The sequence below is a fragment of the Chitinophaga nivalis genome, from assembly GCF_025989125.1.
Taxonomy (GTDB): domain Bacteria; phylum Bacteroidota; class Bacteroidia; order Chitinophagales; family Chitinophagaceae; genus Chitinophaga; species Chitinophaga nivalis.
Window position 1 is genome coordinate 7,744,072 of sequence record NZ_JAPDNR010000001.1, and the last position, 18,088, is coordinate 7,762,159.

Annotated in this window: 20 protein-coding genes; 8 read left to right on the top strand and 12 right to left on the bottom strand. The window is 45.8% G+C overall.

Going from position 1 to position 18,088, the window contains the following annotated elements:
* Positions 1 to 27 precede the first annotated feature (27 nt).
* From OL444_RS28235 to OL444_RS28245, 3 genes are all read left to right on the top strand, one after another.
* Positions 28 to 657: an HAD family hydrolase gene (locus OL444_RS28235; protein WP_264727784.1), complete on the top strand. Its 630-nt coding sequence runs from the start codon at positions 28 to 30 to the stop codon at positions 655 to 657.
* Between the two features lie 209 nt (positions 658 to 866).
* A complete protein-coding gene (locus tag OL444_RS28240; RefSeq protein ID WP_264727782.1) occupies positions 867 to 1,508 on the top strand; it encodes a DUF4136 domain-containing protein in 642 nt (213 codons plus the stop codon).
* Positions 1,509 to 1,540: 32 nt separating this feature from the next.
* Positions 1,541 to 2,161 (top strand): outer membrane beta-barrel protein, encoded by a 621-nt coding sequence (locus tag OL444_RS28245; RefSeq protein ID WP_264727780.1) that lies wholly within the window; start codon positions 1,541 to 1,543, stop codon positions 2,159 to 2,161.
* Positions 2,162 to 2,318: 157 nt separating this feature from the next.
* Here OL444_RS28245 and OL444_RS28250 read toward each other — a convergent pair whose 3' ends face one another.
* The 4 genes from OL444_RS28250 to OL444_RS28265 form a co-directional block, all read right to left on the bottom strand.
* Complete coding sequence (locus OL444_RS28250; protein ID WP_264727778.1) at positions 2,319 to 3,227, bottom strand: nucleotidyl transferase AbiEii/AbiGii toxin family protein; 909 nt, start codon at positions 3,225 to 3,227, stop codon at positions 2,319 to 2,321.
* Positions 3,211 to 3,990, bottom strand: a complete 780-nt coding sequence (locus OL444_RS28255; protein ID WP_264727776.1) for a type IV toxin-antitoxin system AbiEi family antitoxin — start codon at positions 3,988 to 3,990, stop codon at positions 3,211 to 3,213. The genes OL444_RS28250 and OL444_RS28255 overlap by 17 nt, the downstream gene beginning before the upstream one ends.
* Positions 3,991 to 4,309: 319 nt before the next feature.
* Positions 4,310 to 5,329: an FAD:protein FMN transferase gene (locus OL444_RS28260; RefSeq protein ID WP_264727774.1), complete on the bottom strand. Its 1,020-nt coding sequence runs from the start codon at positions 5,327 to 5,329 to the stop codon at positions 4,310 to 4,312.
* A gap of 57 nt (positions 5,330 to 5,386) precedes the next feature.
* Positions 5,387 to 6,565, bottom strand: a complete 1,179-nt coding sequence (locus OL444_RS28265; protein WP_264727772.1) for an acyl-CoA dehydrogenase family protein — start codon at positions 6,563 to 6,565, stop codon at positions 5,387 to 5,389.
* Positions 6,566 to 6,839: 274 nt separating this feature from the next.
* Between OL444_RS28265 and OL444_RS28270 the strand changes: the two genes are divergently transcribed.
* Positions 6,840 to 7,295 (top strand): YciI family protein, encoded by a 456-nt coding sequence (locus OL444_RS28270; RefSeq protein WP_264727770.1) that lies wholly within the window; start codon positions 6,840 to 6,842, stop codon positions 7,293 to 7,295.
* 82 nt (positions 7,296 to 7,377) lie between these two features.
* Here the strand turns inward: OL444_RS28270 and pyrF are convergent, their stop codons facing one another.
* The 3 genes from pyrF to OL444_RS28285 all read right to left on the bottom strand — a co-directional run bounded on the left by pyrF (position 7,378) and on the right by OL444_RS28285 (position 10,252).
* Entirely contained in the window at positions 7,378 to 8,202 is an 825-nt protein-coding gene (pyrF, locus tag OL444_RS28275) for an orotidine-5'-phosphate decarboxylase (RefSeq protein ID WP_264727767.1), read from the bottom strand.
* Positions 8,203 to 8,408: 206 nt separating this feature from the next.
* Positions 8,409 to 9,035: an FMN-binding negative transcriptional regulator gene (locus tag OL444_RS28280; protein ID WP_264727765.1), complete on the bottom strand. Its 627-nt coding sequence runs from the start codon at positions 9,033 to 9,035 to the stop codon at positions 8,409 to 8,411.
* A gap of 119 nt (positions 9,036 to 9,154) precedes the next feature.
* Positions 9,155 to 10,252 carry an Mrp/NBP35 family ATP-binding protein gene (locus tag OL444_RS28285; RefSeq protein WP_264727764.1) on the bottom strand — a complete coding sequence of 366 codons (1,098 nt, stop codon included), beginning with the start codon at positions 10,250 to 10,252 and terminating at the stop codon, positions 9,155 to 9,157.
* 128 nt (positions 10,253 to 10,380) lie between these two features.
* Here OL444_RS28285 and OL444_RS28290 point away from each other — a divergent pair, with 128 nt between their 5' ends.
* From OL444_RS28290 to OL444_RS28300, 3 genes are all read left to right on the top strand, one after another.
* Complete coding sequence (locus tag OL444_RS28290; protein WP_264727762.1) at positions 10,381 to 11,037, top strand: carboxypeptidase-like regulatory domain-containing protein; 657 nt, start codon at positions 10,381 to 10,383, stop codon at positions 11,035 to 11,037.
* A gap of 182 nt (positions 11,038 to 11,219) precedes the next feature.
* Complete coding sequence (locus OL444_RS28295; protein WP_264727760.1) at positions 11,220 to 12,131, top strand: 3-hydroxyacyl-CoA dehydrogenase family protein; 912 nt, start codon at positions 11,220 to 11,222, stop codon at positions 12,129 to 12,131.
* A gap of 206 nt (positions 12,132 to 12,337) precedes the next feature.
* On the top strand, positions 12,338 to 12,565 hold the full coding sequence (locus OL444_RS28300; RefSeq protein ID WP_264727758.1) for a hypothetical protein: 228 nt from the start codon (positions 12,338 to 12,340) through the stop codon (positions 12,563 to 12,565).
* Positions 12,566 to 12,744: 179 nt separating this feature from the next.
* Here OL444_RS28300 and OL444_RS28305 read toward each other — a convergent pair whose 3' ends face one another.
* Positions 12,745 to 13,344, bottom strand: coding sequence for an IMPACT family protein (locus tag OL444_RS28305; protein ID WP_264727756.1), 600 nt, complete (start codon positions 13,342 to 13,344; stop codon positions 12,745 to 12,747).
* A gap of 58 nt (positions 13,345 to 13,402) precedes the next feature.
* A complete protein-coding gene (ribD, locus tag OL444_RS28310) occupies positions 13,403 to 14,476 on the bottom strand; it encodes a bifunctional diaminohydroxyphosphoribosylaminopyrimidine deaminase/5-amino-6-(5-phosphoribosylamino)uracil reductase RibD (RefSeq protein ID WP_264727754.1) in 1,074 nt (357 codons plus the stop codon).
* A gap of 79 nt (positions 14,477 to 14,555) precedes the next feature.
* Between ribD and prmC the strand changes: the two genes are divergently transcribed.
* A complete protein-coding gene (gene prmC, locus OL444_RS28315) occupies positions 14,556 to 15,407 on the top strand; it encodes a peptide chain release factor N(5)-glutamine methyltransferase (protein WP_264727752.1) in 852 nt (283 codons plus the stop codon).
* A 96-nt stretch (positions 15,408 to 15,503) separates the two neighbouring features.
* On the opposite strand, the gene OL444_RS28320 is transcribed toward prmC, so the two are convergent.
* The 3 genes from OL444_RS28320 to pepT form a co-directional block, all read right to left on the bottom strand.
* On the bottom strand, positions 15,504 to 15,899 hold the full coding sequence (locus tag OL444_RS28320) for an ExbD/TolR family protein (protein ID WP_264727750.1): 396 nt from the start codon (positions 15,897 to 15,899) through the stop codon (positions 15,504 to 15,506).
* A gap of 12 nt (positions 15,900 to 15,911) precedes the next feature.
* Positions 15,912 to 16,625: a MotA/TolQ/ExbB proton channel family protein gene (locus tag OL444_RS28325; RefSeq protein WP_264727748.1), complete on the bottom strand. Its 714-nt coding sequence runs from the start codon at positions 16,623 to 16,625 to the stop codon at positions 15,912 to 15,914.
* A 145-nt stretch (positions 16,626 to 16,770) separates the two neighbouring features.
* Complete coding sequence (gene pepT, locus OL444_RS28330) at positions 16,771 to 18,024, bottom strand: peptidase T (protein ID WP_264727746.1); 1,254 nt, start codon at positions 18,022 to 18,024, stop codon at positions 16,771 to 16,773.
* Positions 18,025 to 18,088 lie beyond the last annotated feature (64 nt).

Below are 18,088 nucleotides of genomic sequence, written 5' to 3' on the forward strand. Positions count from 1 at the left end.
CCTATCAATTTTCCATATATCAAACCTATGAAAAACCAAGAGCAAAAAGAGTATCAGGCCATCATCTTCGATCTGGGAGCCGTATTGATCGATTGGAATCCACGTTATCTGTACCGGAAAATTTTTTCTTCGGAAGAAGAAACCGAAGATTTTCTGCGTAACATCTGTACCGCCGACTGGAATGAACAACAGGATGCCGGCAGAAGCCTGCTGGAAGGCACCGAACAGCTGATAGCCACGCATCCGCAACAAGCCAATAATATCCGCGCTTTCTATGGCAGATGGCAGGAAATGATGGGCGGAGAAATTTCCGGCACCGTACAGTTGCTGCAACAGCTGAAAAACACCGGCAAATACAAACTGTATGCATTAACCAACTGGTCCAACGAAACCTTTCCCCTGGCCCTGATGCAATATCGTTCCCTCCAACTGTTTGATGGCATTGTTGTATCCGGCCGCGAAAAACAACGCAAGCCCGACCCTGCTTTTTATCAGCTGTTACTGGATCGGTATCAGGTAGATGCGGCAGCCGCCCTGTTTATTGATGATAATCTCCGTAATGTGGCTGGTGCCGAAAACTGTGGTATCGACAGTATTCTCTTTACCAATCCGGATCAACTAAAAAATGAATTGATAAATAAATGTATATTATTTTAAACGCGATCGTTTCTCCCTGTTGTTGTTAACCTTTATTTCATTTTAAGAATTAATTAACAATCTGTCGCTAAACCTTTTGTAACATCCCCCTCTCTAATCCGTTGAACGTTAAAGGAAAACGCGGAAAGTATCCGTCATGCCAACAGCCGGCTTTTGTTTACATGACCAATTCTCCCACGGAGATTTTTTAAAAATTAATACGCGAGGATATGAAAAGAACAATATTATTATGCAGCACTGCCGCCCTGGCCGTAGCCATGCTATCTTTTAGCAGTTGTCGTAAAGACCCTTTAAAAGATATGACCAATGAAGAATCACGTATCTACATTACCAATCATGACAACAGCGCAACATTCAGCAACTATAATACTTTCAGCATTGTAGATTCCGTGGCCGTATTAACCAACAGAAATGAGAAAGCTAAAAAGGCCCTCACGGATTACGACAAACAACTGATTGCAGCTGTTACGGCTTCCATGAAAGCAAGAGGCTATACCCTGGTGGATAAAGCAGCTAAACCCGACCTGGGTATTAACCTTACCCGTATTGATAACTCCTTCACCAATATCTCCTGGAACCCGGGCTGGTGGGGCGGTATCGGGTACTGGGACACTGGTTACTGGGGTTATCCGGGCGGTGGCTGGTTCTGGCCTTCTTACTATACCATTTATCAGGTCAACGAAAGACAAACTGCCATCGATGCATTTGACCTGAAAAATCCGAAGAATGATAAATTCACGGCTGTATGGAATGCCCTCTGGCGTGGTTCTGGCGTATGGGATATCAATAATGTGAATGCGATGGTACAGGCATCTTTTGAACAATCCCCCTACCTGACCAAAACCAAATAAGGGTGTTATTGACAATTAAAACTGAAAGGAAGATGAAAAAGATAAAAAACTGGATAATGATTTTTGCAGGATGTTTCGCTGCTCAGGCAGTATCTGCACAGTATCGTCCGCCTTTGTCTGTGGATATCAATTATTCTATTGCGCAACCACTGGGATCATTGAAGGATTATAGCAATAAAACAAGCTTCCGGGGCTGGAGCGCCGGATTACAATACATGTTGAACGACCAGCTGTCTGTGGGTATCCGCAGCGGGTTCCAGGACTTCTACGAAAGACTGCCCCGGGCTGTATACCCTGATAAATCAGGCGCGGTATCAGCCGTACAATCCCGTACGCTGCAAACCATTCCGATCCAGGCAACCGTAGGCTATGCGTTTACCAAACCGGATAAAGCCGTGATTCCATATGCCAATCTGGGCATTGGTGCTGCCAACATGAATTATGAAAAATACTGGGGAGAATTTGTAGAAAAAGATAACAGCTGGCAATTCCTGATCAGTCCTGAAATAGGCATCAATGTGCCGCTAGGACAGGCATCTCCGGTGATGTTCAATGCAGGTATCCGCTATAACTACTCACCTTACAAGTATAATGATATTACCAGTTACAATACTATTCAGGGAAATATCGGTGTAAAATACCATTTTCACTAACTGTTTTATTTCCATATTCTATCTAACAGATAACCACAACCGTTCTCCCGTTCTATCTACAACGGAAAAAAGGCTTTCAGGCACGTGCCTGAAAGCCTTTTTTGTTTTATTTACATTTTCTTAGTGCACCATTCGCATAATAATTTGAACAATCATTTTATTCCATTGGTATCATTAGTTTTTTTTCCAGCGCTTCATATAGTTCTCGGTGCTTTTTAGGGTTCTTGTCTTTGAGATTTTGTAAATTCTGTAATTTCCAACGGACAGCCGGAAACTTCTCAAAATCGTAAATCTCCCAGTCCGGAGTGGCATTCTTTACACTCAGCAAAAAGGCTTTATCGCTATTGGTGAGATTAGCATGTATGGTTTGAACTAATTTTTTGCGTACATCTTCAAATTCTGTATAGTCAAATACCTCGTCTGTCATGCCTGTAAACTGATTCTCCATAACAGCACGCTGGCCCTGAAAATTAGGCGTAATAATTTCATTAATCGGCCTATCACTACAGAGCAAGTAATGTAGAAATCCTTCTTTTATTTCTTGGGTAAAACCTTCTATCTCCAGTAAATGTTTTACATCAAAAAGATCCCGTGGGTGTTGCCGATCAAGAGCCGCAATGATTTTACCACCAAAGAGCTGACCAATTGGGACAACTGGCATAATGCAGAAAGCTTCGAAATCGTTCTGTGCCTTTACGCATAGTTCCATTTCCACAGGTTCGGATAAAGAACCACGGTTAACCAAATTAACTTCCAGTTTTATATCAACCTTATTTGCTGAAATCTGAAGTTTAGCGTTATCCTCCCGGTGGCTTACTTTCGCATTGGGAAGGACTTTCTCTATGTTTGCTTTTATTCTTTCAAGCGCTTCGGCAATGTGTGTAAGTGAGTTACTCCTATCTTCTATAAGGAGGTAAGTAAGATCAATATCCACAGATAGGCGTGGCATATCACGTACAAAGAGATTAATTGCGGTGCCGCCATGAAGAGCAAAGCATTTCTCTTTCGCTACCTCTGGCAATACTGTCAATAAAAGCGATACTTGCTTTCTATATGTTTCTTCCATATTCTTGTAACTCTTTCGGGATAGTGATTTTATACTTTTCAATATAAACACCGTTTTTAACGATGCTACGTTTACCGCTTCCTAAATCTATATTTTTTAAATCGATATAGTTAAACCAGCTATGAGCTGCTTTTTCAGCCATATAAAGGAATAGGCGTTTTACTTTGATAGAATTACAGTTTTCAAGTAGCATTTGTACTTGCTTGGGAGGAAGGTTATTCAAACCTTCCATTAATTCGAAACATTCAATGAGTTCTTGTTTTTGGGGTGCTAAATATAAGCATTCCAGCATTGCACGTATTGGCCCTGAAATTTTTATAGAAAGATTTTTCGTTTCGATTTCGGTAAACCCCAAATCGAGGGGCAAAAAGGATGATTCATAATATGCTATTTTGTATCCCCAATCATAATTTTTGAACCATGCGGGAAGTTTATCGTTACTTCCTCCAAATAACACAATTCTTTTCGTTGCTAATTCTAAATAATGCGCTTTTCCCAAAAGGGATAGAGCAGTGCGCCCACCGGGGTGTATGTTAGAGCCAATTTGTTTTTGTAGAGCATAGATAGCTCCTTCATAGCTAACAGACTCGCCAGTGCGAATAAATGCACCTGTACCGATAGATTGCAACCATTTACTTTTCTTGTAACGCTGCTGTAAATCATGACTATATCCCTGCCGAACTAACCAGGAAGATTGAAGAATGGCCCCCGGTGGTTGCAAGTGAAATAGCTGGTTTATTTTTGTTCCCATTTCGGTACTCATAGTACTAATATAGTACAAAATTTAAACCTTACCAAGTATATAGTTTAATAAAAGCATAATTCAAGTACTTAAAGTACGACTATTCATACTATCTTAAACTTATAAATGTCGTTATTATCAAGTTTTCCTAACCAAATAAGTTATGGGATTTATGCCCATCTTTGCCTGTATAAACGTCATATTATAAAATATGACGGAATAATTTGCAGGAATCCTTCTTAGCAAATTGCCAGGTTTTACAATTCCCCCAACCCACCCAATCCTGCACAAATCGGTTAAACATCTTTTCAGGCCCTGCTCCTACAGAACGGGCTTTTTTTCAGTACACCATATACTGCCTGAAACCTTTACTACAGGCTTCTTTCACCGTTCCATCCGGCGCTTTGTAAATATACATGGCTTCCAGTCCGTATGCCGGATGCTGCTCGATATACAGCAATCCTTCTTCCACGCCCATTAATATCAGCGGATTATCAAAAGCATCCGCCGTAAAACAATCTTTGGCCATCACCGTTACACTGATGATATGATTATGCAATGCCTCACCCGTCAGCGGATGAATGGTGTGCGCAAAACGGGTACCTCCCTGATCAAAAAAGCGGCGGTAATTACCACTGGTAGCGATGCCTTTACCCGGCAGCCGCACCATTCCCTGTACCGGTTCATAGTTGGTATCACCGGGTGTAGGCCGTTCAATACCTACGCCCCAGCTTTCCCCCCGGGCATTGTGCCCGCTGGCACACAGCTCTCCGCCTACATCTACCAGGTAATTCCGGATGCCGCGTTGCGTCAGCAACTGCCCCAGTACATCCACGGTATACCCCTGGGCAATACCATTACAATCTATTTGTACGCCCCTCCGGGTAGCAAGGAGCTGGTTTCCTTTTATACGCAGATAACGGTAACCAATATACGTCAATGCTTTTTTTATACTGTCTGCCGGCGGCACCCCGGTAAAAGCCCGTTTATGCACCCCAAACCCCCACAGGTCTACCAGCGGTTTCACGGTGATGTCGAACAAGCCATCAGTAGCCCGGCTGGTCAACAGTGCTTTAGTGACTACTGCTTTCATATGAGTATCCAGCTGCACCTGGCCGGTGGCATTAAACTGATTGATCAAAGAACCTGGCCGGTATAACGACAACGACTGATCGATCACCTGAAAAATGGAATCCACAGCGCCTTGTAATGATGTGGTATCTGTCGCTAAATATTTAACAATGTAATAAGTGCCCTGGGCTTTCCCTTCACAGGTGATGAGCTTCACCGGTGCTGGTGATTGTGCGGAGACAGGCTGCGTATGACACCATACGATCAGTAATAAAAGATAACGGTACATAAAAAAATCAGGCCTTTCGCCGGTAACCGGCGAAAGGCCAAAATAAAACAATGATGATTATTTAAAGGCATCCAATCCGGTTACATCCATGCCCGTAATGAGCAGGTGAATTTCGTGGGTACCTTCATAGGTAATAACACTTTCCAGGTTCATCATGTGACGCATCACAGGGAATTCGCCGGTAATACCCATACCACCCAGTATGGAACGGGCTTCGCGGGCAATGTTGGTGGCTATCCTGCAGGAATTACGTTTAGCCATGGAGATTTGCGCCGGCGTAGCTTTACCTTCATTTTTCAATACCCCCAGCCGCCAGTTCATCAACTGTGCTTTGGTGATTTCGGTAATCATTTCCGCCAGTTTTTGCTGCGTGAGCTGGAAACCGGCAATAGGCCGGCCAAACTGTACCCTTTCTTTGGCATAACGCAAGGCAGTATCATAACAATCCATCGCTGCACCTATCACCCCCCAGGCAATACCATAACGGGCGGAAGAGAGGCAGCTTAAAGGCCCTTTTAAACCTTTGACATTGGGCAGGATGTTCTCCTTCGGCACTTTTACATTGTCGAATACCAGTTCGCCGGTAGCGCTGGCGCGCAGACTCCATTTGCCTTTTGTTTCCGGTGTGGTAAAGCCTTCCATACCACGTTCCACAATTAAGCCGCGGATGGTATCCGACTCATCTTTTGCCCACACCACGGCGATGTCTGCAAAAGGTGCATTGGAAATCCACATCTTGGCGCCATTGAGAATTACATGGTCCCCTTCTTCCCGGTAATGGGTAATCATACCCGCCGGGTTGGAACCATGGTCGGGCTCTGTAAGCCCAAAACAACCCATCCACTCTCCGGTGGCGAGTTTAGGAAGATATTTTTTCTTTTGTGCTTCGCTGCCGAAAGTAAAAATAGGGTACATCACCAGTGATCCCTGTACAGAGGCTGTGGAACGGATGCCGCTGTCGCCGCGCTCCAGTTCCTGCATCATGAGGCCGTAGGCGATATGATCCATACCGCCGCCACCATATTCTACGGGTATGGTGGGCCCGAAACAACCCAGTTGACCCAGGCTGTCAATAATTTGTGTGGGGAACGCTGCCCGTTGGCAATAGTCCTCAATTACAGGTGATACTTCTTTCTTTACCCACTGCCGCACCGCATCGCGGGCCAGCAGATGTTCTTCCGTCAATAAATCATCAATAGCAAAATAATCAGGTGACTGAAACAGGTCCTTGAGCATGTTGATCACATTTTGATCTAATATAACAATTAATCCGATATGGGTAAGTACAAATTACCCTGAAAGAAGAGCCGACGGAGCAGGAGATAAAAAGCAGCAGCTCCGCGATGATACGCTGTTTTCAGCTATCAAAAAGCAGAAAATGCCTGTTGGAAAAATTCAGCTCACCCATCTTTTTATGAATCGGCCAGGAAGCCGGGTAAACGGGCTATTTCCAAATCGTTAACAAACCAATTCATAACAAGTTAGTAATTTAGGTATAAAATCGGGAGCTATGGCAAGCAAAATAATACCTACACTTTTGCTGTTGGGGTTTTTGGTTGTTATAATTTTTTCATTTCACGCCACCCCATCACCCGCTGTTTCTTTGCATGTTTCGGCATTGGCAGCAGTACCGGTTACCTCACACAGTGCAGATACTATTTCCGGTCTTAAACGTTACTGGATGGTATTACTGAAGAGAGGGCCGCATCGGAATCAGCCTGCTGCCCAGGCAGCAGAGATACAAAAAGGGCATCTGCAAAATATCACCCGACTGGCCAATGCCGGCAAAATCATTGTAGCCGGACCTTTTGGCGATGATGGTCCCCTCCGCGGCATCTTTATCATGGACTGTGCCGACAGCCTGGAAGCCGTACAACTGGTCAACACCGATCCGGCTATAGCAGCCGGCAGACTTTCATTTGAAGTAAAGCCCTGGTGGACAGAAAAGAACTGCGTGTTTAAATAAGCTATCAGGCATAAAAAAACGCATGCCATCACAGCGCAATAAACTGTGATGGCATGCGTAATTTTTTATCAGCAGGATGATCCTATACCGTTTCTACAACGATACGGCGCAGATATCCGGCCATTTCCTGCTGGTACTGCTGGGCTACCCGACGGGCATCCGCAGCAAAATCTTCTCCGTTGCCGGCATAAATGATCGCACGGCTGGCATTTACCAACAGGCCACAATCTTTATTCATGGCTTGTGTGGAAATTTCTTCCAGGCTACCACCCTGTGCACCTACGCCCGGTACCAGGAAGAAATGATCCGGCACCAGTTTACGGATATAAGCCAGTTGGGAAGACTGGGTAGCACCTACGACAAACATCAGGTTATCTGGTGTCCCCCATTCTTTACCGGCTTTCAATACTTTCTCAAACAAAAACTCCTCTCCGATCTGTTGCATCTGGAAGTCCTGGCTGCCTTCATTGGAAGTAAGTCCCAAGAGGATCGCCCATTTTTCAGAGAACTGCAGAAAAGGGGTAACACTGTCCTTACCCATGTAAGGCGCTACGGTTACAGAGTCGAATTTGTAAGTATCAAAAAAGGTTTTTGCATATTGGGTAGAGGTATTACCAATATCCCCTCTTTTGGCATCTGCAATGGTGAAGATACCGGATGGGATATAGTCGATAGTACGTTGCAGACTCTCCCAGCCACGGATACCCATGCTTTCGTAGAAAGCTGTATTAATTTTGTAGGCTACACAAAAATCTTTGGTAGCATCAATAATTGCCTTGTTGAAGGCAAACACCGGATCTGCATGAGAAAGCAGGTGCTTTGGAATCTTTTGTATGTCTGTATCCAATCCTACACACAGGTAAGATTGTTTTTCCTTAATCAGATTCACTAATTCCTGTCGATTCATAGTCGGTTAATTTGGGGCGCAAAGTTAAGGAAAACTTAAGCATTGCAGCTGTTTAAACATATTATGATTACCTGTAATTGAATTTGGTCTTAGTTTCGTTGTGGTTAGTAGTGCCGGTATACAATCCTGGCATATTTCAGAAGGATTGAACTAAAGATATTTCTTTTTACGCTGAATGCAATCTACATAAAAACAAAAATATTTTTTTATTTTATCTGCGGCCGGCGCGCTTCCATTGCTGCCACTACTCCTATGGCATTTTCATCTCCTATTTCCCGCAAATGTGTAATGACGCTCTGATAATCCGCATCATTTTTATTCTGGCTGAGTTTGAATGTAGCATTGATGTCCGTAACGGTCAATTCAAATCCTACAATGGCTTTTACGTTATTATCCAACTCTTTGGCAGGGATTTCACTGATATGCACCGGACAGGCAGAAGCAGCTTCGTATTTATCCACCAATCCACCCAATGATGCGATTACTTCCGCTTCTTCCTGAATACGAACCGTGCCATGCAGGTGTACAGCCATATAATTCCAGGTAGGAATTTTACCTTTTTCATACCAGGATGCAGAAATATAGGCATGTTCTGCATTAAAAACTGCCAGGGAAAGGCCTTTTGAAAACCATTGCCACTGCGGATTTATCCGGGCAATGTGCCCTTTCAGCACCAGCTCTCCGGATGCTTTTTCCTCCAATACCATGGGGATATGCGTAGCATGCGGCGTGCCGGTATCGTCAGTAGTGATCAATAATCCAAAACCATTTTCTTCAATTAAGCGGGTAATAATTGCGCGATCGGTTTCCTGATGGAGTTTGGCAATATACATGAATAGGCTCTTTTAATAACAGAAAATACGAAGGAATACCGGGGTTACAGACATATGATCCGCTACAGGACGCGCTTTCGCGCAGATGCCGGAAAGCGCATCCTGCAGGGAGAATTATTTTACACGACGATGTTTACTATTTTAGACGGTGCCACGTTGGCATTACGCATCGCAATACTGCGGGCAGCCGCTCCGGCTACATCCAGGAATGCTTTGCGGGTAATTTTTTCATCACCGGCCATCGCTGGTACACCAGCATCACCACCTTCGCGGATGCTTTGTACCAGTGGAATCTGTCCCAGGAATGGTATTTCCAGGTCTTCCGCCAGTTGTTTACCCCCTTCTTTACCGAAGATGTAGTATTTATTGTCCGGTAATTCTGCCGGCGTAAAATAGGCCATATTTTCCACCAGCCCGATGATCGGTACATTGATTTGTTGTCCCTGGAACATCGCAATACCTTTTTTGGCATCTGCCAGCGCTACATCCTGCGGCGTAGTCACAATCACAGCACCGGTTACCGGCACGGTTTGTACCAGCGTCAGATGAATATCACCGGTACCTGGCGGCATATCAATTACCAGATAATCCAGATCGCCCCAGTATACATCGGTAATAAACTGCCGCAATGCGCTGCTGGCCATAGGCCCACGCCAAACCACGGCTTGTCTTTCATCGATCAGCAAACCAATAGACATCACTTTGATACCGAATTTCTCCATCGGCTGAATCATGCCTTTACCGTCTACATTCACCATCAGCGGTCTTTCGCCCCGTAAACCAAACATAATAGGTACAGACGGACCGTAAATATCTGCGTCCATCAAACCTACGCGGGCACCGTCTCTTCCCAGTGCCAGGGCCAGATTGGCGGCTACCGTGGATTTTCCAACACCTCCCTTACCGGAAGCTACCACGATGATATTTTTCACGTTGGCCAATACGCCTTTACCGTCTGTTCGTTTTGTACTTACGTTAGCTGTCATCACCACTTCTACCTGCGCTTCCTTGCTTACCATCATGTGAATCGCATTCACACAGGCATTACGGATCAGGTCCTTCAGCGGACATGCCGGTGTAGTCAGCACTACGGTGAACTTAACTTTATTGCCGTCAATCTCTATATCTTTTACCATGTTCAGCGTAACCAGATCCTTCCCTAAATCTGGCTCTTCTACGTTGCTCAGGGCCTGTAAAACCTGCTCTTTCGTGATCATAAATTGTTGTTAAAATTTGATTCCTGCCTGCAAAGTTAACCCAATTGAGACTTAATTTACAATTTCTCCTTTGCGGCGATGAACTGCCCGGGAACACGTAAAATAAATTTCTATATCTTAGGGGCCGCATGCATCATAAAAGATCCTACATACTGTCATTGCTTATCATTTTCGTCCTCTCTCCCTTTTTGGGGAAAGCACAGATTACAGCATTCAAAGACAGCGTTATACAAATTTCAGGTCTCACCATGACGGCGGACAGTCTGCGGGCCATCCCGGCTGTGAGCATCAAGGTAAGGGGTCAGGGAAGAGGTACTATTTCCAACCGGTTAGGTGTTTTTTCCATTGTGGTATTCAAAGGTGATACCCTGTCATTCAGCGCAGTAGGCTTTAAACGCAAAGACTACAAAGTTCCTTTGGATATCAAAGGCAATAATTTTTCTATGATACAGCTGATGGTGGAAGATACCACCTATCTGCCGGTCACCATTATCAAACCTTATCTTTCCAAAGAAGAATTCGAACGGGCCTTCGCCAATATGGATGTTCCGGACGATGCTTTCGAAATAGCCCGTAAAAACACGGAAAATGCCCGGCTCCGCGCCATGGCACGCTATACACCGGTAGACGGACGGGAAGCCGTAGGACAATACCTCAACAAACAGGCGCAGTCACTGTACTACGCCGGTCAGCCACCACCGCAGAATATTTTTAATCCGCTTGCCTGGGCCCAGTTTATTCAGGCGTGGAAACGCGGTGATTTCAAACGAAAAGACGATTTCTAATAACATTTAAAAAGCGTTGGTGCGGATCTTCCCCCAACGCTTTTTTTATACCTATGCTTTGTTTTCCCCGCAGCACAGCCCTTCTGCGTGAATATCTTCCGGAAAATGCATCATTCTTACCACGTAATTCGTAATTTGTATTTTTATTACTTGCCATAAGAAGTACCAAAAATCACTACACCATGCAAAAAATAGCGGTAATTGGCGCAGGTACCATGGGAAATGGTATCGCACATGTTTTTGCCCAGAATGGCTACGCCGTCAACCTGATAGATGTATCTGAACCGGCGTTGCAGAAAGCCCTGCAAACGATCACCAAAAATCTGGACAGACAAGTGTCCAAAGCCACCATTACCGAAGCGGTAAAAGCCCAAACGCTGGCTAATATCAGCCTGCAAACAGACCTCGCCGCCGGTGTAAAAGAGGCAGGCCTCGTCGTGGAAGCAGCCACCGAAAACGTAGCCCTGAAACTGAAAATATTTCAGGACCTCGATCAACACGCGCCTGCAGACGCCATCCTGGCTACCAACACCTCTTCTATCTCCATTACCAAAATTGCCGCAGTCACCAAACGGCCGGCTAAAGTCATCGGCATGCACTTCATGAACCCGGTGCCTGTCATGAAACTGGTAGAAATTATCAATGGTTATGCGACAGACAAAGCGGTTACCAACACCATTGTAACCCTGTCTGAAAAACTGGGCAAAGTACCTTGTGTCGTAAATGATTATCCCGGCTTTATTGCCAACCGTATCCTGATGCCGATGATCAATGAAGCCATCTACTCCCTGTTTGAAGGCGTAGCCAATGTAGCAGAAATTGATACGGTGATGAAACTGGGTATGGCGCATCCGATGGGTCCCTTACAGCTGGCCGATTTCATCGGGCTGGATGTTTGCCTCTCCATCCTGCGCGTACTCCACGACGGATTCGGTAACCCTAAATATGCCCCTTGCCCGTTACTCGTTAACATGGTCACAGCAGGCTATCTGGGCGCGAAAAGCGGAGAAGGATTCTATAAATACACAGCAGGCAGCAAAGACCTGGTAGTGAGCGAAAGATTCACGCAGGCACAGGAATATGTAGCTGGTTGATCTGCCACATAAATAACAAAAGAGCGGAGACGGATCGCTCCTTTCCGCTCTTTTATTCCCTTTGCCACTGTTCATTTTCGGATACCCTGCACCGTTACCGGACATATTAACTGCCCCTATATTGCGTTAACCATCAGATAATCAACACTTCCTATTGTTGGCATATTTTCAGTAACTATTTGTTTGTGCTCATAAACGTGCTTATCATGTCACCTAAAAATTTAAGATTGCTTCCCCTGGTTTGTCTCCTGCTGCTTGAACTCAGTGTTTGCCTGCTGACAAAACACTACCGGCCTGCTACTGCGCCAACAGCTGCTGTGGAAAAACCTTGTACCTCCCGCTGTCATCCGGCCGATCAGCTGTCGAAAGACTTCACTGCCCTGGAAGCCCTGGCATTTATCCATACTATTTTTAACAAAGCAAACCTGCGTTAGGTATTTTGGATGTGGGGAAACATGGCGATAGCGTAAAGCTGTTAGCTGCATACACGGGTTAACGTCGCTGTTGTTACTGTGGAAACAACCGGTGGAGATCAGGCAGCTATACCGGTTATTTAAAAAACCTGATCTCCGTATCACGCTGCACCGCCGGGTGGCGGCCTATCAGCAGCAAATTATTTCAGGGGCTTTACCTCTAACCCGTAAATGTCTTTTAACCGCAGCATACAAAGCTCCTCACCTGACTTAGGTATACCGATATCCATATTGCAGAATAGCTGCAGTTCCTGCGCCAGCACCGTACAATTGTTTTGTTTCACCACCGTCATCACTTCATTCATGATGGTATAATCAAAAGTAAGGCGGTATTTTACTTCAATGTTTTTCTGCACAGCCGGAATCAGCTGCAATACCATCGCTGTACTTACCTTGTAGGCATTAATTAAACCCGGCACTCCCAATAAAGTACCGCCATAATAACGCACCACTACCACCAGTACATCGGTGAGCTGTTTACTGTCTATCTGCCCCAGAATAGGCTTACCGGCAGAACCGGATGGCTCTCCGTCATCGCTGGCACGATACTGTAATCCTTCTGTACCCAGGCGATAGGCAAAACAATGGTGCGTAGCTTTGGGGTGCTCCTGCTTCACTTCCAGCAAACACGCTTTTACAGCTTCCGGCGTTTTAACAGGGAAAGCATATGCCAGGAATTTGCTGCCTCTGTCTTTAAACTCTGCCACCGCTGTTTTATCAATCGTAAAATAAACCTCCATCAAAAAAATTTAGAAAAACCCAATATTCAATATAATCCGGCTGTACTACAGCCTGTGTTTATATCCGTTCATAATAGTCAATCCGGTCGCCATCCAGGAAAGTAGTACCGGTAAGGGTTGCCCGCCCTACAAGCGGCGCCGCCTGCCCTTCTTCCAGTGTGCCCTTTCCCGTTATAATACGAGCCTCATCCCATAAACCCGCTTCCAGAAAACGTTGCAATACATAACTGCCTCCTTCCACCAGGATGCTTTGCAAATGGCGATGGTGCAGCTTTTCCAGCAGCTGTGGCAACAAAGGCGTCGTAAAATCCAGTTGCAGGGTCTCGGTGAGGCCATGCGTACCGGTTTCCTGTGCCGTGATAAAAATGGTAGGAATACTACCATCCCATACATGATAGGAACGGGGTATGCTTAAAGTGCGGTCAATAATGAGTCGTACCGGATCTTTACCGGTCCACAGCCGGTTGTTGAGCCGGGGATTATCCAGCATTGCCGTGCGGGTACCTACCAGAATGCCCATCTCCTCACTGCGCCACTTATGTACCAGCCGGTTGCTGCGTGCATTGGAGATTTTCACCGGCGCACCGCTGACGCTCCCCATAAAACCATTACTGGTTTGTGCCCACTTTAAAACGATGTAAGGTCGCTTCTTTTCGTGAAAAGTAAAAAAGCGTCTGTTCAGGTGGCGACAAGCAGCTTCCAATACGCCTGTTTCTACGGTAATACCTGCCTGCTGCAATCTGGCGATGCCTTTACCGGCTACGGCAGAAAAAGTATCCACACACCCAATCACGACCTTTCCGATGCCACGGGCAACAATCAGATCTGCACAGGGCGGCGTTTTACCGTGATGGGCGCAAGGCTCCAGGCTCACATACATGGTAGACAGGGGAATCAATGGCTGATCTTCTTCCCGTACGCTGTTTACACAGTTCACTTCTGCGTGGGCCTGGCCATATTGCCGGTGATAACCCTCCCCGATGATACGCCCCTGGTGTACCAGTACAGCGCCTACCATCGGATTGGGGGCCACCTGTCCGGCTCCCATGGCTGCCAGCTCCAGGCAACGCTGCATAAAAAATTCATTGACCTTGCTATCCATAATTATCAGCGATAGAATACTTTTGTGCAAAAGTATTGTTTTTAGCCGTTGGCAAAAAGGAACACTTCCTCCTGCCCTCATAACGGTTATACTGCTTAAAATTACTATTTTGACTATTCAGACAGCATTCACCTATATTACCGGTGCTATCAGCGATTTATACGATGAGCGGGAAGCAGCCAGCATAGCACATATTGTAATGGAATACCTTACCGGTCTCAATAAACTGGACCGTATTGTGCACAAGACCAAATTACTCACCCCCGATCAGAGCAGTCGCCTGCACGTAGCGATAGAAGCGCTGCAACGTCAGGAACCGGTTCAGTATGTAACGGGTACCGGTTGGTTTTACGGCATGGAGCTACTGGTCAACAGCCAGGTATTGATTCCACGGCCGGAAACAGAAGAACTGGTGGAATGGATACTGACAGATGCCGGCCCGCATGCCGCTCCCCGGATACTGGACATCGGCACCGGCAGCGGTTGTATTCCGCTGGCCCTGAAAAAAAACCTGCCGGCCGCACAGGTATCTGCCATGGATGTAAGTACCGGCGCCCTGGAAGTAGCCCGCAGCAACGCTTCCCGGCTACGGCTCGATGTACATTTCCTGTTGATGGATGCCTTACAACCTGCACTGGTAGCAACCTTGCCGGCCTTTGATGTCATCGTGAGCAATCCGCCCTATATCACCCAAAGCGAGCAACAAACCATGCAGGAGCAGGTATGGGGGCATGAGCCTTCCCTGGCGCTCTTTGTACCGGATAACGATGCGTTGTTGTTTTACCGGCATATCACCCTGCTTGCCAAATCCAAACTGGTACCGGGCGGCGCGCTGTATTTTGAAATCAATGAAGCACTGGGAAAAGAAGTGGTAGCCCTGATGGAGGCGAATGGCTTTCAGCTGGTAACGCTGCGCCAGGATATGTTTGGGAAAGACCGGATGGTACGTGGCACCATCTGATCAAAATGATTACGCATTTTCCGGAAGCTACCTGCCAATGATCTTGGAGTAAAGCTGCTGAAAAATGCGTAATACGTATAGCTGATTGTTTGTTATCTATTTTTTGGCGGTGGCCAGCACCACTTTTGCGCCCAGTTCTTTGGCTACTTCCATCACACTCACTACATCTTCTACCGGTACAGATTTCTCCGCATTGATTACAATGGTAGGATCAATCTTTTCGTTGCCGATAGCCGGCGCCAGTGCCTGTTTCAAAGAAGTAAAAGGTACCGGTGTCGTACCTACGAAAAACTCCCGCTTATCATTAATGCTCACTACCACGGTTTGTTTCGCCTTGGTATTGCTCTGTGCCTTGGGCAGCAGCAGTTTGATCACATTAGGATTGGCCAGTGTGGAAACAATCAGAAAGAACAACAGCAGAATGAACAGGATGTCATTCAATGCAGAGTTGTGCATTTCCACATGTTTCTTATTTCTCCTGCGTAAATTCATGGTCTGTTGTTTTTAGCGGGTAGGTTCCTGCAGGATATCGATAAATTCTGCGGAAGCACCTTCCATCTTGTTTACTACCTTGTCGATCTGTGCATTCAAAAAGCTGTAACCAATAAAGGCCACAATACCGATGATCAATCCGGTAGCAGAGGTGATCATCTTCACATAAATACCACCGGCAATAGTGCCTAATGTAATATCGGAAGTGATGGAAATGTTAAAGAAGGTCTGAATCATACCAGCGATGGTACCAAGGAATCCGAACATCGGTGCAATACCGGCAATGATGGACAGGATGACCAGATTTTTTTCCATGCCGTAGATTTCCAGCTTACCCACATTCTCCATGGATTTTTCGATGTTATCGATGGGTTTACCTATGCGTTGAATGCCTTTGTCGATCATGCGGGCAATAGGACCGGCTGTATTTTTGGCGAGTGAGCGGGCAGACTGCATATTACCGCTGGTGATCTGATCACGGATCATCGGCATGAAATTGTCTTCCAGCTTACCGGCTTTGGCAATGGTAATGTATCTCTCAACAAACACAAATACGGCTATCAGCGAAAGTATCCCCAACGGGATCATCAGTACACCACCTTTCATCAGCATATCTATCAGATGAATCTGCGGAGTAGCAGCAACAGCGTTGCTTACACCCTGCGCCACGGTATCTGCCTTGGGCTGTAATAAAGCGTCCTGTAATAATGTAATAAGACCTAACATGTGGGAGATTTTCTTCTATAAACGGTTAAAATAATAAATAATTACAAATAATGAAGGAAGAATTACGAAACAACAGGGAAGATACTATCGGTATCTGTTCCTGTTGCCGGATCGTTTTTCCTTCCTCCTTTGCAATTAAAAAAAATTATGCTGTCGTTTTTTCTTCCCAAACCTGTGCCAGATATACAATCGTTTGTACCGCTTTCTGCATATCCTGTATACTTACGTATTCATGCTTGCTGTGCAGGGCCATTTCGCCGGTAAAGATATTGGGACAAGGCAGGCCCATAAAAGACAGACGGGAACCGTCTGTACCACCACGGATACTCATTTTCAGCGGTTGTACACCTGCTCTGCGGATAGCTTCCGCGGCATAGGCAGTCACTTCCGGATAATCATTCAGCACTTCTTTCATGTTGCGGTACTGCTCTGTTACTTTCAGCGTAGCTTTGGCGCCGTGGTAGCGGTCCAGTACTTTTTCCATCAGGCGGCGCAGATAGGATTCATGCGCTTCCAGGGAAGAGGTATCGAAATCACGGATAATAAAATCAATCTCTGTTTTCTCTACGGTGCCCTGTATACGTACGGGATGAATAAATCCTTCGCGGTCGGCGGTTGTTTCCGGAGAGAGGCTGTCTTTCGGTAACGCATCTACGATTTCACCGGCAATTTTGATGGCACTGATCAGTTTATCTTTGGCAGATCCGGGGTGGGCACTCACACCATACACCGTAATCCGCGCACCGTCGGCTGAAAAGTTTTCATCTTCCAGTGAGCCCAGTTCACCACCATCCATGGTATAACCAAAACGGGCGCCCAGTTTTTTAATATCTACTTTATCCACACCATGTCCTATTTCTTCATCAGGTGTAAACAGGATGCGGATAGCACCATGTTTTACTTCCGGATGGGTCATCAGGAAATTAGCCGCATCCATGATTTCCGCCACACCGGCCTTATCATCTGCACCCAGTAAGGTAGTACCGCTGGCCGTAATAATATCGTCGCCTTTTTTGCTGGCCAGGTAAGGATGTTCTTTAGGGCTGATGATCACGGTTTCATCATCCGGCAGGATAATATCACCACCATCATATTTTGAATGTACCAGGGGTTTTACACCGGTACCACTGCTATCGGAAGAGGTGTCCACATGAGAACAAAAACAGATCACAGGCACCTGTTTGTCTGTGTTGGACGGAATAGTGGCATATACATACCCATGCTCGTCCATCTCTGCATCGGTGATTCCCATTTCCTGCAGTTCCTTTACCAACAAACGGGACAGGTCCTTTTGTTTCTCCGTACTAGGAAAACTGTTGCTCAATGGATCTGACTGGGTATCTATCTGTACGTAACGCTTAAAGCGTGTATCTACTGTATAGCTATAATTTGTAAACATATTGCAAACGTAAGGAAAAAACCTTTGTACCCTCTCGCCGTAGGATATTCTGTTTTACCACTTC